This window comes from Microbacterium cucumeris, from assembly GCF_058349845.2.
Genome location: NZ_JBYRIZ020000003.1, coordinates 11,794 through 34,587 on the forward strand (window position 1 = coordinate 11,794; position 22,794 = coordinate 34,587).

At 70.1% G+C, this 22,794-nt stretch carries 18 protein-coding genes; 8 read left to right on the forward strand and 10 right to left on the reverse strand.

Features of this window, described 5'->3' with window-relative positions; all coding sequences use genetic code 11:
* Positions 1–138: 138 nt before the first annotated feature.
* Together AC3RXZ_RS09230 and AC3RXZ_RS09235 are read right to left on the reverse strand one after the other, a co-directional pair.
* On the reverse strand, positions 139–1,920 hold the full coding sequence (locus tag AC3RXZ_RS09230; RefSeq protein WP_491493826.1) for a glycoside hydrolase family 3 protein: 1,782 nt from the start codon (positions 1,918–1,920) through the stop codon (positions 139–141).
* Entirely contained in the window at positions 1,920–3,218 is a 1,299-nt protein-coding gene (locus tag AC3RXZ_RS09235; RefSeq protein WP_491493827.1) for an MFS transporter, read from the reverse strand. Before AC3RXZ_RS09235 ends, AC3RXZ_RS09230 begins: the two co-directional genes overlap by 1 nt.
* Before the next feature lie 141 nt (positions 3,219–3,359).
* Here AC3RXZ_RS09235 and AC3RXZ_RS09240 point away from each other — a divergent pair, with 141 nt between their 5' ends.
* Positions 3,360–4,640, forward strand: a complete 1,281-nt coding sequence (locus AC3RXZ_RS09240) for a TetR/AcrR family transcriptional regulator (RefSeq protein ID WP_491493828.1) — start codon at positions 3,360–3,362, stop codon at positions 4,638–4,640.
* 439 nt (positions 4,641–5,079) lie between these two features.
* On the opposite strand, the gene recQ is transcribed toward AC3RXZ_RS09240, so the two are convergent.
* Positions 5,080–7,074, reverse strand: coding sequence for a DNA helicase RecQ (recQ, locus tag AC3RXZ_RS09245; protein WP_491493829.1), 1,995 nt, complete (start codon positions 7,072–7,074; stop codon positions 5,080–5,082).
* 85 nt (positions 7,075–7,159) lie between these two features.
* Here recQ and AC3RXZ_RS09250 point away from each other — a divergent pair, with 85 nt between their 5' ends.
* Both AC3RXZ_RS09250 and AC3RXZ_RS09255 read left to right on the forward strand, forming a co-directional pair.
* The gene (locus AC3RXZ_RS09250; protein ID WP_243229158.1) at positions 7,160–7,462 is read left to right on the forward strand and encodes a GNAT family N-acetyltransferase; all 303 of its coding nucleotides are present in this window, start codon (positions 7,160–7,162) and stop codon (positions 7,460–7,462) included.
* On the forward strand, positions 7,459–8,367 hold the full coding sequence (locus AC3RXZ_RS09255) for a pirin family protein (RefSeq protein ID WP_243229156.1): 909 nt from the start codon (positions 7,459–7,461) through the stop codon (positions 8,365–8,367). Before AC3RXZ_RS09250 ends, AC3RXZ_RS09255 begins: the two co-directional genes overlap by 4 nt.
* A gap of 89 nt (positions 8,368–8,456) precedes the next feature.
* On the opposite strand, the gene AC3RXZ_RS09260 is transcribed toward AC3RXZ_RS09255, so the two are convergent.
* The 7 genes from AC3RXZ_RS09260 to AC3RXZ_RS09290 all read right to left on the reverse strand — a co-directional run bounded on the left by AC3RXZ_RS09260 (position 8,457) and on the right by AC3RXZ_RS09290 (position 17,895).
* On the reverse strand, positions 8,457–11,489 hold the full coding sequence (locus AC3RXZ_RS09260) for a S8 family peptidase (RefSeq protein ID WP_491493830.1): 3,033 nt from the start codon (positions 11,487–11,489) through the stop codon (positions 8,457–8,459).
* Positions 11,490–11,580: 91 nt separating this feature from the next.
* Complete coding sequence (locus AC3RXZ_RS09265) at positions 11,581–13,038, reverse strand: sodium/solute symporter (protein ID WP_491493831.1); 1,458 nt, start codon at positions 13,036–13,038, stop codon at positions 11,581–11,583.
* Entirely contained in the window at positions 13,035–13,421 is a 387-nt protein-coding gene (locus AC3RXZ_RS09270) for a heavy metal transporter (protein WP_491493832.1), read from the reverse strand. Before AC3RXZ_RS09270 ends, AC3RXZ_RS09265 begins: the two co-directional genes overlap by 4 nt.
* Entirely contained in the window at positions 13,418–14,137 is a 720-nt protein-coding gene (locus AC3RXZ_RS09275; RefSeq protein ID WP_491493833.1) for a LytR/AlgR family response regulator transcription factor, read from the reverse strand. The genes AC3RXZ_RS09270 and AC3RXZ_RS09275 overlap by 4 nt, the downstream gene beginning before the upstream one ends.
* Before the next feature lie 4 nt (positions 14,138–14,141).
* Entirely contained in the window at positions 14,142–15,329 is a 1,188-nt protein-coding gene (locus AC3RXZ_RS09280) for a sensor histidine kinase (RefSeq protein ID WP_491493834.1), read from the reverse strand.
* Positions 15,330–15,365: 36 nt separating this feature from the next.
* Positions 15,366–15,569, reverse strand: coding sequence for a YbdD/YjiX family protein (locus tag AC3RXZ_RS09285; RefSeq protein ID WP_491494113.1), 204 nt, complete (start codon positions 15,567–15,569; stop codon positions 15,366–15,368).
* Between the two features lie 43 nt (positions 15,570–15,612).
* Positions 15,613–17,895, reverse strand: coding sequence for a carbon starvation CstA family protein (locus tag AC3RXZ_RS09290; protein ID WP_491493835.1), 2,283 nt, complete (start codon positions 17,893–17,895; stop codon positions 15,613–15,615).
* A gap of 148 nt (positions 17,896–18,043) precedes the next feature.
* On the opposite strand from AC3RXZ_RS09290, the gene AC3RXZ_RS09295 reads away from it, so the two are divergent.
* The 5 genes from AC3RXZ_RS09295 to AC3RXZ_RS09315 all read left to right on the forward strand — a co-directional run bounded on the left by AC3RXZ_RS09295 (position 18,044) and on the right by AC3RXZ_RS09315 (position 22,767).
* Positions 18,044–18,589, forward strand: a complete 546-nt coding sequence (locus AC3RXZ_RS09295; protein ID WP_491493836.1) for an ECF transporter S component — start codon at positions 18,044–18,046, stop codon at positions 18,587–18,589.
* 67 nt (positions 18,590–18,656) lie between these two features.
* Positions 18,657–20,489: an ABC transporter ATP-binding protein gene (locus tag AC3RXZ_RS09300; RefSeq protein ID WP_491493837.1), complete on the forward strand. Its 1,833-nt coding sequence runs from the start codon at positions 18,657–18,659 to the stop codon at positions 20,487–20,489.
* Positions 20,486–21,319 (forward strand): energy-coupling factor transporter transmembrane component T, encoded by an 834-nt coding sequence (locus AC3RXZ_RS09305; RefSeq protein WP_491493838.1) that lies wholly within the window; start codon positions 20,486–20,488, stop codon positions 21,317–21,319. The genes AC3RXZ_RS09300 and AC3RXZ_RS09305 overlap by 4 nt, the downstream gene beginning before the upstream one ends.
* A gap of 9 nt (positions 21,320–21,328) precedes the next feature.
* Positions 21,329–22,204: a siderophore-interacting protein gene (locus AC3RXZ_RS09310; RefSeq protein WP_491493839.1), complete on the forward strand. Its 876-nt coding sequence runs from the start codon at positions 21,329–21,331 to the stop codon at positions 22,202–22,204.
* Positions 22,201–22,767 (forward strand): ECF transporter S component, encoded by a 567-nt coding sequence (locus AC3RXZ_RS09315; RefSeq protein WP_491493840.1) that lies wholly within the window; start codon positions 22,201–22,203, stop codon positions 22,765–22,767. Before AC3RXZ_RS09310 ends, AC3RXZ_RS09315 begins: the two co-directional genes overlap by 4 nt.
* Positions 22,768–22,794 lie beyond the last annotated feature (27 nt).

The window sequence follows — 22,794 nt, forward strand, 5'->3', positions numbered from 1 at the left end:
CGTGTTCACGGGTCAGTATTGCGGTATTCCGGTACGCCTGTCCAGCGAACACTCAGAAACTTCGCGCCGACGAGCAGACAGGAAGAGGGCGTATCCGCGGATTTCCGCGGACGCGCCCTCTTCCTGTGCGGCGGAGTGTTACAGCACCAGACCGTGCCCGAACCGGAACAGCGGGTCGGCGGTGTCGAACGGGACGTCGGGTCGCGACGCCTCCACGGCCGCCATGGATCGCGGAAGGTCGAACGGCAGCCGCCCCCGAGCCTCGGCTGCGCCGGTGAGCACGTCCAGCAGCGCCGCCGCGGAGGCGCCCCAGTTCACAGTCACCGCGGCGGCCGTCTCCACGATCTCGGTGAGGATCGCCGGACGGTCGACGAGCACGTCGACGACGGTCGGGACGGCCGCCGCGACTGTGCGCACGTGCGCGATGACGTCATCGCCGAAGGCGAGAGAGCCCGCGTGGAAGAAGTTCTCGAACGCCGTCTCCCGTTGCTCGTAGGGAGCCTTCAGACGCAGGATCGCGACATCCGCCTCTTCCGGGCTCGAGACGACCTCGCCGTACTCCGCGGCGGTCTCCCGCTCGATCCCCTCCACGTACACCTTCCGCCCCGAGGCGACCGGCAGCGTGCCGTCGTTCGTCAGCACGGTGACGGACGCGCGCTGCGCGGCCTCGCCGGCGGCACGGAAGTCCGACCGGCCGACGATCTCCTCTGCGGCGTCCTCGTCCACGTACGGATTCTCGAACAGTCCGAGTTCGAACTTCTCGCGCAGGATGCGCGCGGCCGACACGTCCAGGCGCTCCTCGGAGACCGCCCCGTCCGCGACGAGTTCGAGCAGCAGGTCCGGGCAGGCTTCCCCGCCGAACTGGTCGGCCCCGGCATCCAGGATCTTCCGCATCCTCTCCTTCGGAGACAGATGCTCGACACCCCAGGCGCGCGCCGGGTGGTGATCGCCGAAGATCTCGGCATCCGTGATGAGCCCCCAGTCCGTGCAGACCAGACCGTCGAAGCCGAAGTGCTCCCGCAGGAGCCCGGTGATGACCGACTTGTTGAACCCGAATCCGACCTCCTCGTACTCGGTGCCCACGGGCATCCCGTAGTACGGCATGATCTGCCGCGTGCCCGCCTCGAAGGCCGCTGCGAAGGGCTTCAGGTGCAGCTCGAACCGCCCGCCCGGATAGACCTGCTCACGACCGTAGGCGAAGTGCGGATCCTCGCCGTCCTTCTGCGGGCCGCCGCCCGGGAAGTGCTTCGTCATGGTCGAGACGGATCCCGGTCCGAACGACTGCCCCTGGAAGCCGCGGATGTACGCCGCGCCGAGGCGCCCGGCCAGCTCGGCGTCCTCGCCGAACGTCGCGGTCTGGCGCGCCCAGCGCGGTTCGGTCGCGAGATCCACCTGAGGATGCAGCGCCACGCGCAGCCCCACGGCGGTGTACTCCTGACGGGCGATGTCGCCGAAGCGCTCGACGAGCTCCTCGTCGCGGATCGCCGCGAGACCGAGCGTCTCGGGCCACTGCGAGAAGGGTCCCGCCATGATCGCCGCGCCGGGATTGTCGCTGAACGAGTGACGCGGATCAGTCGACAGCGTCACGGGGATGCCGAGCCGAGTGGACGCCGCGAGCCGCTGGATCTCGTTCTGCCAGGCAGCGATCTCACGGCCGGTCGGCGCAGCGCCCAGCAGATTGAAGTGCGTCATCTTCCGGCCTTCGACGAACTCCCGCGCCGACGGCAGACCGAAGGCGGCGTTCGCCTCGTCGACGTCCGCGATCGCGATCATGGTGTGGAAGAAGAGCCCGGCCTTCTCCTCGATCGTCATGGCGTCCAGCAGGAGACTCACGCGCTCGTCGACCGGCAGGCTCGCGTCGAGCCAGGGGCGGTCGGTCACAGCAGCCGTCTCGGCCGTCCGGTTCGCGACATCCGTCATCACTTGACTCCCTTGATCCGATAGACGAGGACGGCACCGGCCAGCGCCACTAGGGCGCCGAAGAGGTACCAGACCGTGTAGCCGCCGAGCGGCGTCGCCGCACCGATCGCGATGATCGCGGGGGCGATGGCGGGCGCGATCGACTGCGGCAGCGCGTTCGCCATGTTCAGCACGCCGAGGTCCTTCGCGGTGTCCTCCGGGTTCGGGAGCACCTGCGTCGCCAGCGCGAGATCGACCGACAGGAAGGACCCGGCGCCGAAGCCGATGATGGCCTGCGCGATGATCACGACCGCGATGCTCGGCGCGGTCGTGAGCAGCACGAGTCCGAACACCATGACCACACCCGCGACGGCGACGAACGGGCGGCGCTTTCCGAACCGGTCGGACAGGATTCCGGCGATCGGGGACGAGACGACCATGGCCAGGGTCGACGCGATGTTGGCGAAGAGGATCGTGGTGACGGCCTCCTGCTCCCCCAGCGCGAACTTCGCCTGGAGGTAGTACGGCAGGTAGGTGGCGATGCCCGCGTAGCCGAACATGACGAAGAACTTCGTCAGCCACGTCCATCCGAAGTCGGGGTTCTTGCGCGGGTTGAACACGAACGAGCTGAAGAACATGCCGATCGTGAACCGCTCGGCGGGCTTCTGCTCGAGCCGGCGATCCTTCAGCACCAGCACGAACACGATCGCGAGGATCGTGGCGATCGCACCGGGGACGACGAAGCGCTCGAAGTCGCCGGGCAGGAAGTTGACGATGAAGCTTCCCGCGAGGATACCGAGCGGGGTCGCGATGCCGACGACGCCGGACACCTTGCCTCGGCTCGCCACCGGCGACTGGTCCGGGATGGTCGCGTTCGCCGCGGCGAGCACGGCGTTCATGGCGCCCTGCACGAGGCACCAGGCCAGCAGCACGACCCAGACGGATGTCGCGGCGCCGATGATGACGAAGCCGCCGAGCCCCACCAGGGACCCGCCGAGGATCCACGGCCGGCGCATGCCCCAGCGCGACGTCGTGCGGTCGGAGAGGCGACCGACCAGGGGGTTGCAGATCAGGGCGAAGAAGGCGCCGACACCGAGGACGAGTCCGAGGTTGGCGTCCGCGTTCGCGGCATCCAGGTGCTGGATCTTGAACGCCATGGCGACCATCACCGGCGTCAGCAGCGCCAGATAGACGCCGAAGTTCACTCCGGCCAGGGCCGGCGTGTAGCCGCGCGGAGTCTTCGCCGGCGTTGTCCCCGGCGCCTTGAATCCGGTCGTTCCGACGGCCGCGGCGCTCGCGGCGGATGACATCTCTGTCATGGGAAATAGGTCCTCTCGGGTGTGCCGCTTGTCCTCTGCGACGCGGCTGCATCCATGAGAATACATTAAACCCGACCGCTTGGTAACTGAAAGCAGTCTGATTGGTAACTGCACCTCGGTAGACTGCCGGAGGAGGACCGGATGATCGTCGCTGTACCGAAGCCTCGCCAGGCGAGCACGGCGCAGACGCGCGCCCGGATCGTGCACGCCGCGCGGGAGATGTTCATCGCGTACGGCTACCGATCGACCTCGTTGCGCAGCATCGCCGTGACGGCGGGCGTGAGCCATCCGGGGCTGCTCAAGCACTTCGCGTCCAAGGACGAGCTGCTGGCCACAGTCGTGGACGGCCTCGAGGACGCCAACGTCGAGCTGTACGACGAGGTCGTCGCGGCGAGCGAGCCCGGCGCGCTGCCGTTCGTCGAGATCGCGCGGCAGAACGAACGCACCCGCGGGTACCTGGCCCTGTTCGCCGCCCTGACCGGGGAGGCGTCGACGCCGTCGCATCCCGCCCACGACTTGATGCGTGCCCGGTACGCCCGCGTCACGGCGATGTCGACGGAGGTGATGGAGGACGCCGTCCTGCACGGAACCGTCTCAGACGATCGCGATCCTCACGGCGAGGCGATCCGGACGGCCGCGGCCTGGGACGGGCTGCAGTTGATCGAGCAGTACCTCCCCGACCGTGTCGACGTCGTGGCGATGCTCGAGGAGCGCGAGGCGTCCTGGGCGCTGCCGGTGGGATGGCGCGATCCCGAGGGGGAGACCCCGGATGCCGAGGCCGGCGTCTTCCGGCCGATGGTCGACATCGTGCCCGCCGAGGACGAGATCGGCTACGCCTCGGGACGACGCAAGCGCGCGAAGATCCTCGCCGACGCGATGGCACTGTTCGCCGCCGAGGGCTACGGGGACACCAGCCTGCGGGAGATCGCCGAGAAGGTGGGCGTGTCCAAGTCGACGCTCATGCACCATTACCCGACGAAGGAGGCGCTGCTCGGCGCCGTCCTCGCCGAACGCGATCGGACCATCCAGTCGCGCGCGTCCTACGTCCCGGCGGACACGGCGACGGCGGAGCTTCTCAGCCTGCCCGCCGGCGCCGCCGACAACGCCGCCACCGCGCCGGGGCTCATCGAGGTGTACGCGGTGCTGTCGTGCGAGGCCGTGCCCGCCTCGCACCCTGCGCACGGCCACTTCCAGGCGCGCTTCACCCACGTGATCGACCGGTTCGCCGAGCTCTTCCGCGGCGCCCAGCGCGAAGGATCGATGCCGGCGCACCGGGATCCCGAGCACGAGGCGATCTGGCTCGCCGCCCTGTGGGACGGGTTGCAGTACCAGTGGCTGTACGACCGGGATGCCGTGGACGTCGCCGAGCATCTCGCCGCGCACCTGGCGGACGTATTGCCGGGGCGCCATCCCGCTCGTTGAGCGAGGACGACGCAGTCGAGACGTTGGCCCGTTTCGACTCGCTCCGCTCGCTCAACGAACGAAGGAGGCGGTGAAGGTGCCGGACGCACCACCACCCCGCTCGTTGAGCGAGGACGACGCAGTCGAGACGTTGGCCCGTTTCGACTCGCTCCGCTCGCTCAACGAACGACGGGAAAGGGAAGGCGCGCCCCCCCGCTCGTTGAGCGAGGACGACGCAGTCGACCGAGTCGAAACGGGCTCACGACTGATGCACTCCGGATGGAGCGCGTTTCGACTCGCTCCGCTCGCTCAACGAACGACGGGAAAGGGAAGGGGCGAGCCGCCACCACCCCGCTCGTTGAGCGAGGACGACGAAGTCGACCGAGTCGAAACGCACCCACGCGGCCCGGACGCGAGCCCGTTTCGACTCGCTCCGCTCGCTCGACGAACGGCGGGGGCGTCAGGCGGCGGCGATCACGGCGAGGACCGCGTCCCCGTAGGCCTCGCGCTTCTTGGCTCCGATGCCGGTGATGCCGTCGAGATCCGCGAGCGATGCCGGCCGGTGCTCGGCGAGCGCGCGCAGCGTCGCGTCGCCGAAGACGATGTACGCCGACACGCCCTGCTCGCGCGCGGTCTCGGCACGCCATGAGCGCAACGCCTCGAACAGCCCGCGGTCGCCTTCGCCGAGCGTGTCGGCCGCCGACGCCTTGCGCGCGCGACCGGCGCCGCTCACGCGCCCCATCGTGTCCTTGCGCAGCGGGACCGGGGTCTCGCCGCGGAGGACGCCGGCCGCGGCATCCCCCGGGGCGAGCGTGCCGTAGTCGCCCTGAGCCACGAGAATGCCGCGCGCGAGAAGCTGACGGACCACGCTGCGCCAGTCCTGATCGGAGAGGTCCGCCCCGATGCCGTAGGTCGCGAGCTGATCGTGACCGAACTTGCGGACCCGGTCGTTCGACGATCCCCGCAGGATGTCGATGAGGTGACCAGCTCCGAAGGCCTGATTGCGCTCGCGCTTGAGCCGTACGACCGTCGAGAGCAGCTTCTGCGCCGGGATCAGGCCGTCGAACGTCTCCGGCTGCTCGAGGCACGTGTCGCAGTTGCCGCAGGGCTGCGAATCCTGGCCGAAGTAGCCCAGGAGGTTCTGCCGGCGGCACTGGACCGTCTCGCACAGCGCGAGCATGGCGTCGAGATGCTGCCCCATCCGCATCTTGAAGGTGCGGTCACCGGGACTCTGATCGATGAGCCGGCGCTGCTGGACGACGTCGCCGAGGCCGTAGGCCATCCACGCGACGGATGCCTCTCCGTCACGGCCGGCGCGGCCGGTCTCCTGGTAGTAGCCCTCGACGGACTTGGGCAGGTCGATGTGCGCGACGAAGCGGACGTCGGGCTTGTCGATGCCCATTCCGAACGCGATGGTCGCGACCATCACGACGCCGTCCTCGCGCAGGAACCGCGCCTGATTCGCCGCACGCACCTCGGCCGGCAGACCCGCGTGGTACGGCAGCGCGTCGAATCCCTGCGCGGCCAGATAATCGGCGGTCTGCTCGACCGACTTGCGGCTGAGCGCGTACACGATGCCCGCGGCGTTCTCGGGCTGCGACCGGATGAACGCCACCAGTTGCTTGCGCGGGTCGATCTTGGGGACGATGCGGTACTGGATGTTGGGGCGGTCGAAGCTCGCTACGAAGTGCTCCGCGCCGTCGAGGTGCAGTCGCTCGGTGATCTCCTGATGCGTGGCCCGCGTCGCGGTCGCGGTGAGCGCCATCCGCGGCACACCGGGGAACCGCTCGCCCAGGTCACCGAGGGCGAGGTAGTCGGGACGGAAGTCGTGGCCCCACTGGGAGACGCAGTGCGCCTCGTCGATCGCGATGACGCTCAGCGTCCCGCGCTGCAGAAGGGCGGTCGTGGCCGGACTCGAAAGCCGTTCGGGGGCGACGTAGACGAGATCGAGCTCGCCAGCGACGTACGCCCGCTCGACCTCGCGCCGCTCGTCGATCGACTGCGTGGAGTTCAGGTAGGCGGCCCTGACACCGTTGGCCCGCAGCGCGTCGACCTGATCGTGCATCAGCGCGATGAGCGGGCTGATCACGAGCCCGGTGCCCTCGCGCACCAGCGCGGGCACCTGATACGTGATCGACTTGCCGCCGCCGGTCGGCATGAGGACGACGGCGTCTCCGCCGGAGATCACCTGATCGACGATCGCCGCCTGGTCGCCCCTGAAGGCGTCGTACCCGAAGACCGTGTGCAACGCCTCCAGCGCTGTCGGATAGCGGCTCGGAGTCGCGGCCGGAGCGGGCGCCGGTACGGCAGTCGCGGGCCCGGGCCCCCAATCGAGCGGGGGCTCCCAGCCGTCCGCGGGCGGCTCCCAGTCCATGGGCTCCGGCGGGTACGCGTTGTCCCACGGCTCGTCCGGGAAGGGCAGGTCCTCGTACGGGTCACGGGGATTCTGCGGCATCCCCCCAGCGTAACCGTCGGCGCCGACACTCGCCCGGCTCCTCCACAGGCGTCCTAGTCTGGACGCAGACGGAAAAGGAGCCGCGATGACCGACACCGCAGTCACCCGCAACGACGAGGCCTCCCGCTACGAGATCCGCCTCGGCGACACGCTCGCCGGGTTCGCCGAGTTCGAGCGCCGCCCCGGAGAAATCCGTTTCACCCACACCGAGGTCGACCCCGCCTTCCAGGGCAAGGGGCTGGCCGGCGTCCTCGCGTCCGCCGCGCTCGCGGATGCCTCGGCATCCGGCGACACCATCGTGCCGTACTGCCCCTACATCGCGAAGTACCTCGAGACGCACGAGGTCGCGGGCGCCGAGATCCGCTGGCCGCAGGTGCCGGGAGCATGATCGGACGACGCCGCATCCCGCTCGAGCCGCGCGAGGTGCCGCTCGGAGGAGTCCGTGCCATGAACGTGCTGCGGACCCTCCCTCACAAGGACCTGCCCACGGTCGGCGCATGGTGCTTCCTCGATCGCTTCGGTCCGGGGCCGGTGCGCATGCGCGTCGAGCCGCACCCGCACATCGGGCTGCAGACCGTGACCTGGCCACTCGTCGGCGACATGCGTCATCGGGACTCGGTCGACAGCGACGTGACGCTGCGCCGCGGTCAGCTCAACCTCATGACCGCTGGAGACGGCATCTCGCATTCGGAGTACTCGCTCGGCGAGGATCCGATCCCGCTCGACGCTCTGCAGTTCTGGGTCGTCCTTCCGGAGTCCGCACGGCACGGCCCCGGCGGGTTCGAGCAGCACACCGAGCTGCCGACCGCCCCTCTGGACGAGGGGGCCGTGGCGACCGTGGTCCTCGGCGAATTCGCCGGGGTACGATCCCCGGCGACCGTGCACACGCCGATCGTGGGCACCGAGATCTCGGTGCCTGCGGGAGCCCGCGCCACACTGCCGCTGAGGCCGGAATGGGAGCATGCCGTCGTGCTCGTCGAGGGCGATGCGGCGCTCGACGGCGAGACGCTCGACCACAACGGCATGCTCTATCTCGGCGACTCGCAGGAAGCCGTCCGCGTCACGAGCGAAGAGGGAGCGCTGCTCTTCCTTCTCGGCGGCGAGCCGTTCGAGGAGGATCTCGTGATGTGGTGGAACTTCGCCGCGCGCACGCATGACGAGATCGTCGAGGCCCGTGAGGACTGGGAGTCCGGCTCCGGGCGGTTCGGCCACGTCATCGCGCACGGCGACGAGCGCATCCCGGCTCCCGAACTGCCCCACGTGCGGCTGATGCCGCGGCGTCGCCGGATCTGACCGCGCGGCTTCCGCGGGAACGTCCGGATCGATGCGGCATCCCCGGAGGGACACTCGCACCGATCCGGACGTCGGATCGGATGCAGCGGCTACTGCGCGTCGACCGTCACGATCGTCCGCACCGCCGAGTCGCCGTACTGCACGACCCCGAGATACTCGGTGCCCGCCGTGAGACCCGACCACGACAGGTCGTAGCTCGTCGGCTCACCGCGCACGGCATCCAGCGGGTTCGGCGTCGCCGTGAACGCTCCCTCGCCCTCCGGCTGCACGTTGGCGTAGGTCATGTCCCACGTCATCGGGCCGGTCGTGGAGTACATGTTGGCGACGACGAGGTACGTCCCTGCCGTGGGGGCCGGGATCGTCACCCGCTCGTCCGCGGACGCCGTCGCCGACTGCCACGCCTGGTAATAGCGCAGGTCCTCGGGGCTGACGACGCGGTACACCGTCAGATCCAGGTCGCTGCCCTCGTCGTCGGAGGAGTCGAGGTCGAAGCGCGACAGGGTCGTGCCCTCCGGCACGTCGACGATCCAGGACACGTCCTTGTTCGCGTCGCCCGAGTTCTCGTCGCCCGAGTGCCCCTCGACGGGGTTGGCCTCGTCGACGAGGAGCTGGAACGGCGTGAGGCCGGCCAGCGCGAGAGGCAGCTCGCCGCTGAGGCCCGGTGTGACCTCGACGGTCGCGCTGCCCTCGACTCCGGTGCCGGAGACCTCGGCCGGAGCATCCGCCGTGACCGGGAACACCGCGATCGGCGACCGGACCTCTCGGTCCTCGCCCGTCCAGGTGAGCGAACCGGTGGCCCACTCCTCGACCGGGGCGTCGACGTTGTCGATCGTGACCGTGAAGGTCGCCGTCTCCCCCGCCGCGCCGAACGTCAGCGTCGACGGCTCGACCGTGACGTCGAGACCCGGCACCTCCGCGGACGCGGTGTACGTGCCGGGTCCGGTCGAGGTGACCGTGCGTGTCACCGTCTGCTCGCTCGTGAGCGTGCCGATCGAGATCGACGCGAGGTTCAGGTCGCTGCCGTCGATCGGGTCGATGCCGTCGAACTCCGCGAGCTGCTTGCCCTCGAGGAACGCGGCCCAGTCGGACGGCCCGTTCATGTACAGCATCCCCGGCTCGAAGAACCGGGTCGGCTCGACCTGACCGGCTCCCTGCGCGAAGGGATCGGTGATCTCGGCGCCGGATGCATCCACCGTGTTCGAGGCGGTCGTCATCATCGCCGACTTGATCTCCGCCGGGGCGGCGTCCGGCCGCTCGGACAGGTAGAGCGCACCGAGGCCTGCGATGTGCGGTGCGGCCATGGACGTGCCGGACAGGATGCCGAAGGTCGGCTCCGCCTTGCGGGCGTTGTGCGTCGCCGCGAGGATCGCGACGCCGGGGGCCGCGATGTCGGGCTTGATGACGTCCGACCCGTCGGCGTTCATGGGACCACGGCTCGAGAAGCCGGCGATCTGCGGCGTCGGCGTCACGTCGTCGGTGGTGTTCTCCCCCACGAGCGTGATGGGCCGGTCTGTGCCGCCCTGGACGTACGCCAGCACCGCCTCGCGGTGGGCGGCGGCCAGGTGGACGGTCGGCACGACGTGGAAGTCGTTGTCGAGGGAGTCCGCTCCGCCCGGCACGTTCACGAGCACCATGCCGATGCCTCCGGCATCCTTCACGACCTGCGACTTCTCGGCGCGCGCGTTCTCACCGCGGTCGCACACCACGATGCGTCCCGCGACCGCGGCAGGGTCCAGGCTGCCCGGAAGGCACAACGCGGCGCCGTCGGCCGCTGCGGCGTCGCCGGCGTAGATCGACGGCCCCGTGACGCTCTCGCCGAACGGGACGGACACGCTGGCGCCCGCTTCGGCGAAGCCCTCGAACGTGACCGTGCCCTCCCACGTGGGAATGGTCGATGCGGCCACCGTGGTGTACCAGGGCGATGCGTGGTCCGCGGTCGCGGCATCCGGGCCGTCGTTGCCGGCGCTCACCGAGACGAAGACGCCCGCCGCGGCCGCGTTGAAGAACGAGATGTCGTCCGGCGCGAGCACGGTCGTGGCGGAGCCGCCGCCGATCGAGTAGTTGATCACGTCGACACCATCGGCCACGGCCTGGTCGATGGCCGCGATCAGGTCGCTCAGGGCGCAGATGTCGTCCGTGGTCACGAGGGGATCCGGACCCACGTAGCAGGCCTTGTAGGCGGCGACCTTGGCGGCCGGCGCGACCCCGGAGATCGTCCCGAAGTCGATGCCCTCGACGGATGCCTCGACACCGAACTCGCCCGCGGCCGTACTGGCGGTGTGTGAGCCGTGTCCGTCACCGTCGCGGGGCGACAGGTAGTCGTACTGGAAGTCGAATCCGGCTGCTTCCGCACCGGCGGAGAAGTACTGTCCACCGACGAGCTTGGTGGAGTACGCGTGCTTGTTCCAGTCCTGACCCTCGACGATCGCACTGCGGAACGTCGCTCCGTCGGACTTGTCGAAGTAGACGTAGGAGCCGTCCGTGTAGGGCTGCCCCTTGCTCTTCTTGTGGTCCTTCTTCTTCAGCTTGTCGCCGTCGAAGGAGGGATGCTCCGGGGCGATGCCGGTGTCGATGACCCCGACGACGACGCCCTCGCCGGCGTGCTCCACGCCGCCGGTCTCCTCCCACACGCCGCCCTTGCCCTTGCGGTCGTCGCCGAGCCCGAGGAACTCGGTGGACGTCACGGCGTCCGGATGCCGGATCTCGTCGGGGAAGACGCCGAACACGTCCTTCGATGCGCGCAGCTTGTCGACCTGTTCACCCGTGAGGTCGGCGCTGAACCCGTTGAGCGTGACCTGATAGGTCGTGTCCGGCGTCACACCGGCGTCCTGCGCGAGCTTGCGCTGCTCGTTCTTCAGGTGCGCGATGTACTTCTGCGAGTTCGCGGAGCGCGCGTCGAGCTGCTCGCCGGTGTCGGGCTTGGTGCTGCGCAGACCCCTGACCTCACCGGTGTACGTCGCGAGGGGATCGCCCTTCATCACCACGATGTAGTGGCCCGGCGTTCCTTCGACGGGTGCGGGATGCGTCACCTCCTCCGTCGCGTGCACTGTGGTGGCTGTGGATCCGACGAACAGGACGGCCAGGGTTGCGGCCGCTGCCAGTCGGAGACGGGTTCGTCCCATGTCTCTCTCCCGACGGTCGACGGTGCGACGTCGTTGCCGCACCGTCGATCACGGTAGTGCGAACCGCAGTCCGCGCACCATGGACGAATGGCTACACTCGCTCCGGCGTGTGCAGCCGGTCCAGGTAGCGGTCGGCGCGGGGCGGAGCACCGCGCGTGTCGAGCAGCGACACGGTCACCGTGACGGCCGTGGCGAGGGGAACGGTCCACGCCGCCGGCTGTGCCAGCAGCGGCGCCGCCGCGCCCACGCCGTTCACGGCCCCGTGCACGAGGAACGCGAGGGCGCACGACACGCCGCCGGTCACCATGCCCGCGACGGCACCGCGCGCCGTCAGGCGACGCCACCACACACCGAGCAGGACCACCGGCGAGAGACAGGATGCCGCGAACACGAAGACGATCCCGACGCTCGAGCCGAGCCCCGCCGGGATCGTCAGCAGCGCGAACGCCAGCGGCACGGCGCTGCACAGGAGTGCGGAGAGCCGGAAGGAACGCACGGACCCGGAGAAGACGTCCTGGCTCACGACGCCGGCCAGCGACACCACGAGCCCGGCCGAGGTCGCTAGGAAGGCGGCGAACGCACCCGCGACGATCAGGGCGGTCAGCAGTTCGCCGACCGGCCCCGGCAGCACGCGCGACGGCAGCACGAGCGCCGCGGTGTCGGCGATGCCCGGCAGCGCGAGATCAGGAGCCGCGATGCGCGCCAGCAGCCCCATGGAGCTGGAGACGGCGTAAAACGCGCTGACCATGACGATGACGAGGACCGTCGTGTGCCGAGCCGACACGCCGGTCGGACTCGTGTAGAAGCGCACGAGCACATGCGGCAGGCCCATGGTTCCCAGAAGCAGCGCCACCATCAGGGACACGGTCTCGTACGCGTCGAAGCCCGCTGGGCCCGCCTCGGCGGGGAACACCATGGCCGGGTCGATGTCGTGCGGTCCGCCGGTGAGCGCGAACGCGATGACGAACACGGGGATGAGCAGCGCCACCAGCTTCAGCCAGTACTGGAACGCCTGGACGTAGGTGATGGCCCGCATCCCGCCGGCGGCGACGGAGACCGCGACGAGGACGGCGATCGACACCTCGCCCACCCACTGCGGCAGTCCCGCCACCACGACGAGCGTGATGCCCGCCCCGTGCAGCTGCGGCACGATGTAGAGCCATCCGATGATGAGGACGGCGAGACTCGTGACCCGCCGGGCCCTGCGGGAGTCCAGCCGGGCCTCGACGAAGTCGGGGATCGTGTAGGCACCGCTGCGACGGAGCGGCGCCGCGGCGAACACGAGCACGAGCAGGTACCCGGCCGCATAGCCGATCGGGAACCAGAAGCCGCGGGACCCGTCCAGCAGGACGAGCCCAGAGAGGCCCAGGAACGTTCCGGCCGAGAGGTACTCGCCGCTGATCGCCGATGCGTTCCAGACCGGCCGCACGGTCCGTGAGGCCACGAAGAAGTCGCTCGTCGTGCGGGACACCCGTAGCCCGTACACGCCGATCAGAAGGGTCGCGATCACGACCGCCGCGATGCCGATCACATCCAGCACGGGATTCATCCGCGCTCCCGCAGGGCGCGATACCGCCGTTCGTTGCGCGCGGCCCCGCGCGCGTACAGGATGCCGAAAGTCACGATGATCGGATAGAACGCAAATGCGTGCAGCAGCCACGACAACGGCAACCCGGCCAGGACGATGCCGTCGATCTCGGGGACGAGCGCGAGCACGAGGGTGAGCGCGGTCGCCACGACGACGAACCCCGCCACCGTTCCCAGCGCGAGCCTGAGCTGGCTGACGCGCAGCGCCCTGGCGTACACCGCGTCCGCATCGTCCGCGGCCGACCCGGGGAGCGCGATCCCGCGAGTCGCCGCCGATCGCGGCGCGCGCACGGGGGCGGACGGGGCCGTGACACGCACGCGTCGGGGTGGCTCCTGCCCGGTCATCGCGTCGTCCCCTGGCGGACGAGCGCCTCGCGGACCGCGGACAGCAGCCTCCGGCTGACCGGCAGCACGATCGCACCCACCGACACCTGCGGCTCGGGTCCGGACAGGCGTGCTTCGGTGACGGCATCCCCTGCGACGAGATACGACCGGTGCACTCGGAGGAACCCGGCATCCGCCCAGCGCTGCTCCAGTTCCGAGATCGGGATGCGGACCAGATGCCCGAACCCGTCGCCGGTGTGCAGACGGGAGTAGTCGCCCTGCGCCTGCACCCAGCGGACGTCCGATCGATGCACGAAGCGCACGGCGGCCCCGACCGTGACCGACAGGACCTCGTCGGCGGCGGGCGCCGCGGTCTCTCCGAGTTCGAGCACCCGGTCGACCGCGCGGCGGAGGCGTTCCGCCCGCAGCGGCTTGAGCAGATAGTCCGCGGCTCGCAGGTCGAAGGCGTCGACCGCTCGCGCGTCGTCCGCGGTCACGAAGACGATCGCGGGTGGTTCGGAGAGAGCCGACACGGCGCGTGCGAGCTCCATCCCGTCCAGCCCGGGCATGTGGATGTCGAGGAACGCGATGGCGACCGTCCGCTCGGACAGGAGGGCGAGCGCCTGGGCACCGGAGGCCGCCGTGAGGACCTCGCCGATGCGGGGATCCGCCCGGAGGAGATGGACGATCTCGTCCAGCGCAGGACGCTCGTCGTCGGCGACGAGGACGTCGATCATGGACTCATCCCGCTTCCGCATCGTGCAGCGGCTGAGACTTCGGGATCCGCATCCGCACCAGCGTACCCGCGCCGACGTTCGTCTCCACCACCAGGCCGCCGTCGGGACCGTACAGCTGACGCAGGCGTGTGTCGACGTTGCGCAGGCCGACGTGCGCTCCGTCATCGGCCGCGCCGAGCAGAGTCCGCAGGGCCTCCGGATCCATGCCGACGCCGTCGTCCTCGATCGTGATCTCGGTGTGGGTCATGGCGTCGTCCGCCGAGATGCGGATCGTTCCGCCGCCCTCGCCGGGTTCCAGCCCGTGGCGCACGGCGTTCTCGACGAGCGGCTGCACCGAGAGGAACGGGATCACGGTCGCGAGCGTCTCCGGGGCGATGCGCAGCGTCACCTCGAGCCGGTCGCCGAATCGGGCACGCTCGAGCGTGAGGTAATGGTGGATGCTGCCGAGCTCCTCCGCGACAGTGGTGAACTCGCCCTGACGCCGGAACGAGTAGCGGGTGAAGTCGGCGAAGTCGAGCACGAGTTCGCGGGCTCGGTCGGGATCGGCATGGATGAAGGAGGCGATCGCGGTGAGCGCGTTGTAGATGAAGTGCGGCGAGATCTGCGCCCGCAGCGATCGCAGTTCCGCCTCGGCGAGCGCGGTGCGCGAGGCATCGAGCCCGCCCAGCTCGACCTGGGCAGAGCACCACTCGGCGACCTCGGCCGCGGCCCGGACGAGAGCGGCGCGCACCGGCGCGGCGAAGGCCACCACGACGCCGATCACGCGGCCGTCCACCGTGATGGGCGCGCCGACCGCCTCGAGGTCGTCCTCGGCGTCGTCGCGCTTCGGGAACACCTGACGCCGCCCCGTGTCGCGCACTCGCTGCGCGATGCGCACGGCGGCGGACTCCAGCCCGTCCGACGGGCCGTCGACGGCGACGGCCCCGCTGTCGTCGACGAGGGCCACGGCGGGGCTGCCGAGCAGCACCCGCAGATGCCGCGCCGCCCGCGCGGCCTCCGGCGCGCCCAGCCCGCCGCGCAGATGCCGTGCGGCGAGGCTCGCCTGGTGAAGGGCCTGATACGCGGCCTGCTCCGCCTCGCTGCCGAGTTCCGCACCGCTGCGGGCGAGTCGCCGGGCCAGCAGGAGCAGCACGGTCAGGACGACGCCGCCGACCACGCCCAGCAGGGCCGCGAGGACGACGGCGTCGGTCATGGAAACAGCCTAGGCTCGGCGCCGGCGCGAGTGCGCTCAGCAGCAGCGAGCACCGGGATTGCGGTCCTGATCGTCCATCTTCTGCCGCCAGAACTGCCGCTCGGTCAACGGCTCCTCTCCCGGGTGCCGCCGACGCTGATGGGCGACGTACGTCGCGTAGGCGCTGTCGCCCATCAGGTTCGTGACGTACCAGCGGATGCCGCGGCCGACCCGCCCGATGAACGCGAGGACCGTGGTCATCGGGCGGGGTGCGGCACCCGCCGGCGTCAGGGAGTCGGCCATGTCAGTGCCGCACCGCCCTGCGCTCCTCCGCGAGGATCGGCTCCCACTGCTTCTCGAGCTCCCGTTCGGCGGCCGTGGGGAGGAAGCCGGCCGGCGCGTATCGCCGCGAGGCCACCGGTGCGTCCTCGGTGTTCTCTCCGTCGCCGTTGATGATCGCCTTGACCGCGACGGTGGTCGCCACGACCATCACGATGATCGTCAGCACCACGAAGATGATCGACAGCGTGCCCTGCACGGCCGTGTTGCGGATGACCGCGTCCACGACCTCGGGTGCTCCGAGTGAGTCGTCACCGGCATCCCGCGCCGCGACGTACTTGAAGTGGTTCGCCCAGTACCCGATCGCCGGAACGGGCGAGAAGATCTTGTACATCGAGGCCGTGATCGTGATGACCGCCGTGAAGGCGAGCGGAACCGCGATGATCCACAGCCACTTCACGTAGCTCCTGCCGCGCTTCGCGACGATCGCCAGCACCACGGCGAGCGCGATCGCCGCCAGAAGCTGGTTGGCGATGCCGAACAGCGGGAAGAAGGTGTTGATGCCGCCCAGCGGGTCGGTGACGCCGAGGATGAGGATCCAGCCCCACCCGGCGACCATGATCGCCGTGCAGATCCACACGCCGGGACGCCAGGACACGTCCCGGAACTTCGGAACCCAGGCCCCGATCGTGTCCTGCAGCATGAAGCGCGCCACACGCGTTCCCGCGTCGACGGCAGTGAGGATGAACAGCGCCTCGAACATGATCGCGAAGTGGTACCAGAACGCCATCAGCGCCTGACCCCCGAGCGCCTCCTGCATGATGGTCGCGAGACCGAGGGCGAGCGTCGGCGCACCGCCGGTGCGTGACACCACGGACTCCTCGCCGACACCGGCCGCCGTGTTCGTCAGCATTTCGGGGGTGATGTTCACTCCGGTCAGGCCGAGGGAGTTGACGAAAGCCACCGCTCCCTCCACGGTGCCGCCGGTGAGCGCGGCAGGGGCGTTCATCGCGAAGTAGATGCCCTGGTCGATCGAGATCGCCGCGACCAGCGCCATGATCGCCACGAAGGACTCCATCAGCATGCCGCCGTAGCCGATGAAGCGCGTCTGACGCTCCTTCTCGACGAGCTTGGGCGTCGTGCCGGACGAGATCAGCGCGTGGAAGCCGGAGAGGGCACCGCACGCGATCGTGACGAACAGGAACGGGAACAGCGGACCGGAGAACACCGGCCCGAGGCCGTTCTCCCCGAAGATCGTGACCGCCGGGACCGAGATCTCCGGACGCACGAGGACGATCGCGCCGGCGAGCATGACGATCACGCCGATCTTCATGAAGGTCGACAGGTAGTCGCGCGGTGCGAGCAGCAGCCACACCGGTAGGATCGCCGCGATGAAGCCGTACACGATGATGCCCCACGCGATCACCTCACGGTCGAGGTGGAACATCGCGACGCCCCAGTCGGTGCTCGCGACCCAGCCGCCGGCGATGATCGCGCCGATGAGCAGCACGAAGCCGATGATCGAGACCTCGGTGACCTTGCCGGGGCGCAGGAACCGCAGATAGACGCCCATGAACAGCGCGATCGGGATCGTCATCGCGACCGAGAACACGCCCCACGGGCTCTCTCCCAGAGCGTTCACCACGACGAGCGCGAGGATCGCCACGATGATGAGCATGATCAGCAGAGACGCGATGATCGCGGCGGATCCGCCGATCTTGCCGAGCTCCTGACGCGCCATCTGACCGATGGTCCGGCCGCCCCGGCGCATCGAGAAGAACAGCACCGTGTAGTCCTGGACCGCACCGGCGAGCACGACGCCGACGATGATCCAGATCGTCCCGGGCAGGTAGCCCATCTGCGCCGCGAGGACGGGACCGACGAGCGGACCTGCGCCGGCGATGGCGGCGAAGTGGTGACCGTAGAGCACGCGGCGGTCGGTGGGGACGTAGTCCTTGCCGTCCTGCTTGACCTCCGCGGGGGTCGCCCGCTTGTCGTTGGGGCGGGTGATGTACCGCTCGATCACCTTCGAATAGAAGCGGTAGCCGATGAAGTAGGTGCAGACCGCGGCGAACACGAACCAGATCGCGTTCACGGTCTCGCCGCGGACGATGGCGAGCATCGTCCAGGCGACGGCTCCGAGCAGCGCGATGGCCACCCAGAGCACGATCTTCGGCCAGGTCCAGCGGGCCGCCTTGGCGTCCTGCTCCTCGGTGAGCGAGACCGGCGGAAGGGACGGATCGGTGATGATCTCGGGTTCGTCGTCGACGACGCCCGTGCCGCTGGATCGCGGCTGGGATGCAGACATGGTTCTCCTCGGGGTGCGCGTCTTTGCGTGACCCCACGCTAGGAGCACGGCGGATGCCGCGGCATCCGCGATCCGGTCGGCTGCGACGAGCGGTGCCGGCCGAGCGACGAGCGGCGCCGAGGAGACCTGCCGCCGATAGGCTGGATCGGTGCCGAAGAGTTCCGCCCTGCCCACGCGCGTGCTGCTGGTCTGCGCCGCGATCGGGGTCGCGACCGGCATCCTGGGCGGCATCGCCGGTCTCATCACCCCCGTGGTGCTGATCACCGCTCCGTGGGCGTACGGGCTCGTGCTCGGATCGCACGTGATGCCGGGGATCATCGCGCAGGAGGTGCTGCGCCGCCCCTTCGTCGCTCTCATCACGCATGTGTTCGCGGCGCTGATCTCGAGCGCGTTCAACCCGGCCTGGGCACTGCGCTTCCTCGGCACCGCTCTGCTGTTCGGCGCCATCCAGGAGGGAGTGGCCGCGCTCACGCGCTACCGCTCCTGGGGCCCGTGGCGGTTCTTCCTCTCGGCCATCGTGATCGGTGCCATCGTCGCGGTGGTGGTGTTCTTCGCCGTCGATCTGGGCGCGATGGCCGGATGGGCGCAGATCGCCTATCTCGTCATCAGCGTCCTGGGTCCGGTCGCCTGGACCGTCGTGGGACTGGGCATCGGCGATGCCCTGCGACGAGCCGGAGTGGCACGGGTCCACTGAGCGGATGCGACTCAGGTAAGGCTGGGCTAAGTTAGAGGGGTATCGATCACCGACCCGGGGTTCCGTCGTGCGCACACCCGCGCCCCTGCTTCGCGTGCGTGACCTCTCGCTCACCCACGCCGGAGCCGCGCACCCTTCGCCGAGCGACGTCTCCTTCGACGTCCGGCGCGGCGAGGTCGTCCTCGTCCTCGGTCCGAGCGGCTCGGGGAAGTCGACGCTCACCCTCGCGCTGAACGGGCTGATCCCGCAGTCCGTGCCGGCCGAGATCACCGGCACCGTCGAGGTCGGCGGACGCACCACGACCTCCACTCCGGTGGCCGAGCTCAGCACGGACGTCGCGATGGTGTTCCAGGACCCGGATGCCCAGCTCGTCACGGGCACGCTGCTCGACGAGGTCGCCTTCGCCCTGGAGAATCTGCTGCTGCCCGTGCCCGAGGTGCTGTCGAGGGCGGAGGACGCTCTGCGGCGCGTCGGATTGTGGGAGCGCCGGGGATGGAACCCCGACCGGCTCTCCGGCGGCGGGCGTCAACGGCTCGCGATCGCCTGCGCCCTGGCGATGGGCTCTGCGCTCATCGTCCTGGACGAGCCGACGGCGAACCTCGATCCCCAGGGCATCGACGACGTGTACGACGCCCTCGGCGACCTCGTGGCGAGCGGCGACCGTGCGGTCGTGCTCGTCGAGCACAACCTGGACGCCGCGATGCGCTTCGCGACGCGCGTGCTCGTGCTCGATCGCGCCGGCGCGCTCGTGTTCGACGGCCCGGTCGAGGACGTGCTGCGTCAGCACACCGAGGAACTGGTCGCCATGGGCGTCTGGCTTCCGGCAGCCACGCTGGCGGGCAGAATGCTGCGCGAGCGCGGCGTGCTCGACGCGGGTGCCCCGCTGCCGCTGACTCCGGAGGAGCTCGCGGCGGCGGTGCCGGCGTCCTCGGTGGGCGAGGGACGGGGCGCTGACGGAGTCGAGGGGGCGCTTGCGCTGGGACGCCGCGTTTCGACTCGCTCCGCTCGCTCAACGAACGACGGGGGCGTTTCGACTCGCTCCGCTCGCTCAACGAGCGAAGGAGGGGAGGCCCGCTCGGCGAGCGAAGGAGAGGAGGCCGGCTCAACGAACGAAGGGGGCGACGCGGACTCGATCATCCGGGCGCGGGGTCTGACCGTCCGCCGCGGGGGCGCCGAGATCCTGCATGGCGTCGATCTCGACATCCCCACCGGGTCGCTCTCAGCGATCGTCGGCGCGAACGGCGCCGGCAAGACCACCCTCATCCAGTCGCTGGCCGGCGTCGTGCCGCCGCCGAGACGGCAGGTCGACGTGGCCGGGCTGGATCCCGCGACCGCCTCTCCGCGCGACCTCGCCGCGCGCATCGGATTCGTGTTCCAGAATCCGGAGCACCAGTTCATCGCGCACACCGTCTTCGACGAGCTCGCGCACGGACTGCGGCTGCGCCGGACCCCGGACGCCGAGATCTCCGCACGCGTCGGAGCGATGCTCGAACGCTTCGGCCTCGAGCACAAGGCGGACGTGCATCCGTTCCTGCTCTCCGGCGGGGAGAAGCGACGGCTGTCCGTCGGCACGGCGCTGATCTCCCGACCGCGCGTGCTCGCTCTCGACGAGCCCACGTTCGGCCAGGACCGCGCCCGCGCCGCCGAGCTGCTGGGCCTGCTCGCCGACCTGCGCGACGCGGGGACGACGATCGTCATCGTGACGCACGACCTGCAGCTCGTCGCCGACCATGCCACGCACACCGTGATCCTCGCCGACGGGCGTGTCCATGCCGCGGGGCGGACAGCCGACCTGTTCGCCACGGACGGCCTGTTCGAGAACGCCGGCCTGCGCCTGCCGGCGTTGCAGCGCGCCCTCCCGGCCGACCTGCGGCGACTCGTCACCGAGGGGGCACGATGACCGCGACGACAGCCCCCACGCCGGCCATCGACCCGTACGCCGCGGTGGCTCCGGCATCCGCTCGGTTCTTCCTGCACCACCTCAACCCCCTCTCCAAGATCGCCGGGGTGCTGCCGGCGATGCTCCTGCTCGTCTTCGTGCGGGACCTCGCCACCCCGGCATCCTTCCTGCTGCTCGGCTACGCCCTCATCGTCTTCGGCGCACAGATCACGCGGCGCAGCGCCCTGCTGCTGTTCCTCGCCGTGCCCGCCGGCATCGTCCTGATCGGGGTCGGCTTCTCACTCTGGGTGGATGCCGCAGGCGTGGACACCACGGCCCCCGTGCTGCGGATCGGCGCCTGGACGCTGTACACCGGCGCGCTCGAGGTCGGCTTCGCGACCGCCCTCCGGCTGGGCGCGATCCTGGCCCTCGCGCTGATCGGCGGACTCACCACCACGGGACCGGACCTCGTGCGCGCAAGCGTCCAGCACCTGCACGTGCCGTACCGGATCGGCTACACCGCCCTCGCGGCCTATCGCTTCGTGCCCCGCTTCGGGCACGAGCTCGCCGTCATCCGGGCCGCGCACCGGGTGCGAGGGCACCACGGCGGCCGTGGACCGTTCGCGCGCATCGCCCGTGCATGGGGCTACGTCGTCCCCCTGCTCGCCGGCGCGATCCGGCACGCCGAGCGCGTCGCCCTCGCGATGGACTCCCGCGCCTTCGGAGCCCATCCCACCCGCACCGAGCGGCACCTCGTCCCGTTCCGCGCGCGCGACGTCGTCTTCATCGCCGCGGTCCTCGCGGCATCCGCGGTGCTCTTCATCGCGTTCTTCCCTTGGCAGCTGAACTGAGAGGAATCCATGGCCTACTCCAAGATGGTCAAGCCCGCGAGCGCGGAGCTCATCCACCTCACCGTGCTGCGCACGCAGCGCCTCGCCCCGCATTGGATCCGCGTGACCCTCGGCGGCGGCGAGATCGGCGGCTTCACGCCGATGGGCTACGACCAGTGGTTCCGGCTCTTCCTGCCGATCGGCGGCGAGGCAGGCCTCGAACGCGTGCCCGCCAAGGCCAACAAGACGCTCGGCTACCTGAAGTTCCTGCGCATCCCGGACGGCGAGCGCCCCGTCATGCGCAACTACACCGTGCGCGCCTACCGTCCGGCGACGCCGGAGACGGATGCCGAGATCGACGTGGACTTCGTCCTGCACGGTTCGGCCGCCGACGGCACGGCGGGCCCTGCATCCCGCTGGGCGGAGACCTGCCGTCCCGGCGAGAGCGTGCTGATCATCGACGAGGGGCTGACGTTCAACCCCGAGCGCGGTACCGACCGCGTCCTGCTCGTCGGCGACGAGACCGCCCTTCCGGCCATCGCCGGGATCAGCGCCTCTCTTCCCGCCTCGGCCACGGGCACGGCGATCATCGAGGTGCCGTCCGACGAGGACGCGCTCGAGTTCCCGCATCCGCCCGGGCTCGAGGTCGTCTGGATCATCCGTCCTCACGGCACCGCTCCGGGTGAGCTCGCGCTGGCGACCCTGCGCGACACCGACCTGCCGAGCGTCCCGTTCCACGCCTACGGAGCCGGCGAGCAGGCACTCGCCTCCGGCGTGCGCAAGCAGCTCGTCGGCGAACGCGACGTCGACAAGGGTCAGGTCAGCTTCTGCGGGTACTGGAAGATCGGTGCCGCATCGCCCGCCTCCAAGGCGGCGCGCGAACAGGCCGCGGAGCCGCTGGCATGACCGGCCAGGACGCCGCGTCGCCGGCGGAGCGGCGACGGTTTCCGACGGCGCTGCTGCTGACCTGCGCGGCACTCGGCGTCGCCGGCGGCCTGGTGCTCGCTCCCGCGAACTGGATCTCGACCGCGCTGAGCGGAGGGCTGCCGTTCGCGAGCATGGCGCTGGCGGGGTTCTGGCTGCTGCCGTCGGTGATCGCGCTGCGACTGCTGCGGCGCCCGCTGGTGGGGATGCTCGTCGCGCTCGTCGCCGGGCTCGTGCTCGTGCCCTTCTCCGGCTACGGGTTCTCGGCGATCCTCACCAACCTGTGGTGGGCCGCCTTCACGGAGCTGCCGTTCCTGTTCGTCGCGTGGCGCTATTGGGGCACGTGGATGCACTATCTCGGCGCCGTGGTCGCCGGCGTCGTCTATCCGATCTCAGCGTGGGCGTGGTTCGACCTCGGCGCCCTGTCGATCTGGGCCCAGGGCGGATTCTTCGCGATCACGATCGTCAGCTGCGTCGCCGCGACCGCTCTCGGGATCGTCATCGCCGATCGGCTCCGGGCCGCGGGCGTCGGCCGGCGCCGCTGAAGCGCGCAGCAGAAGTGCCGGTCCTGG

Bases quoted from the DNA above. Each gene is read 5' to 3' on its own strand.
- AC3RXZ_RS09285 (WP_491494113.1), bottom strand. From the start codon at position 15,569: ATGACCACGGTCCTCGCGTTCATCGGGCGGGTCGGCCGCGGCATCCGC.
- AC3RXZ_RS09275 (WP_491493833.1), bottom strand. From the start codon at position 14,137: ATGATCGACGTCCTCGTCGCCGACGACGAGCGTCCTGCGCTGGACGAG.
- AC3RXZ_RS09235 (WP_491493827.1), bottom strand. From the start codon at position 3,218: ATGACAGAGATGTCATCCGCCGCGAGCGCCGCGGCCGTCGGAACGACC.
- AC3RXZ_RS09265 (WP_491493831.1), bottom strand. From the start codon at position 13,038: ATGAATCCCGTGCTGGATGTGATCGGCATCGCGGCGGTCGTGATCGCG.
- AC3RXZ_RS09280 (WP_491493834.1), bottom strand. From the start codon at position 15,329: ATGACCGACGCCGTCGTCCTCGCGGCCCTGCTGGGCGTGGTCGGCGGC.
- recQ (WP_491493829.1), bottom strand. From the start codon at position 7,074: ATGCCGCAGAATCCCCGTGACCCGTACGAGGACCTGCCCTTCCCGGAC.
- AC3RXZ_RS09305 (WP_491493838.1), top strand. From the start codon at position 20,486: ATGACCGCGACGACAGCCCCCACGCCGGCCATCGACCCGTACGCCGCG.
- AC3RXZ_RS09315 (WP_491493840.1), top strand. From the start codon at position 22,201: ATGACCGGCCAGGACGCCGCGTCGCCGGCGGAGCGGCGACGGTTTCCG.
- AC3RXZ_RS09270 (WP_491493832.1), bottom strand. From the start codon at position 13,421: ATGACCGGGCAGGAGCCACCCCGACGCGTGCGTGTCACGGCCCCGTCC.
- AC3RXZ_RS09290 (WP_491493835.1), bottom strand. From the start codon at position 17,895: ATGTCTGCATCCCAGCCGCGATCCAGCGGCACGGGCGTCGTCGACGAC.
- AC3RXZ_RS09230 (WP_491493826.1), bottom strand. From the start codon at position 1,920: ATGACGGATGTCGCGAACCGGACGGCCGAGACGGCTGCTGTGACCGAC.
- AC3RXZ_RS09250 (WP_243229158.1), top strand. From the start codon at position 7,160: ATGACCGACACCGCAGTCACCCGCAACGACGAGGCCTCCCGCTACGAG.
- AC3RXZ_RS09255 (WP_243229156.1), top strand. From the start codon at position 7,459: ATGATCGGACGACGCCGCATCCCGCTCGAGCCGCGCGAGGTGCCGCTC.
- AC3RXZ_RS09240 (WP_491493828.1), top strand. From the start codon at position 3,360: ATGATCGTCGCTGTACCGAAGCCTCGCCAGGCGAGCACGGCGCAGACG.
- AC3RXZ_RS09310 (WP_491493839.1), top strand. From the start codon at position 21,329: ATGGCCTACTCCAAGATGGTCAAGCCCGCGAGCGCGGAGCTCATCCAC.
- AC3RXZ_RS09260 (WP_491493830.1), bottom strand. From the start codon at position 11,489: ATGGGACGAACCCGTCTCCGACTGGCAGCGGCCGCAACCCTGGCCGTC.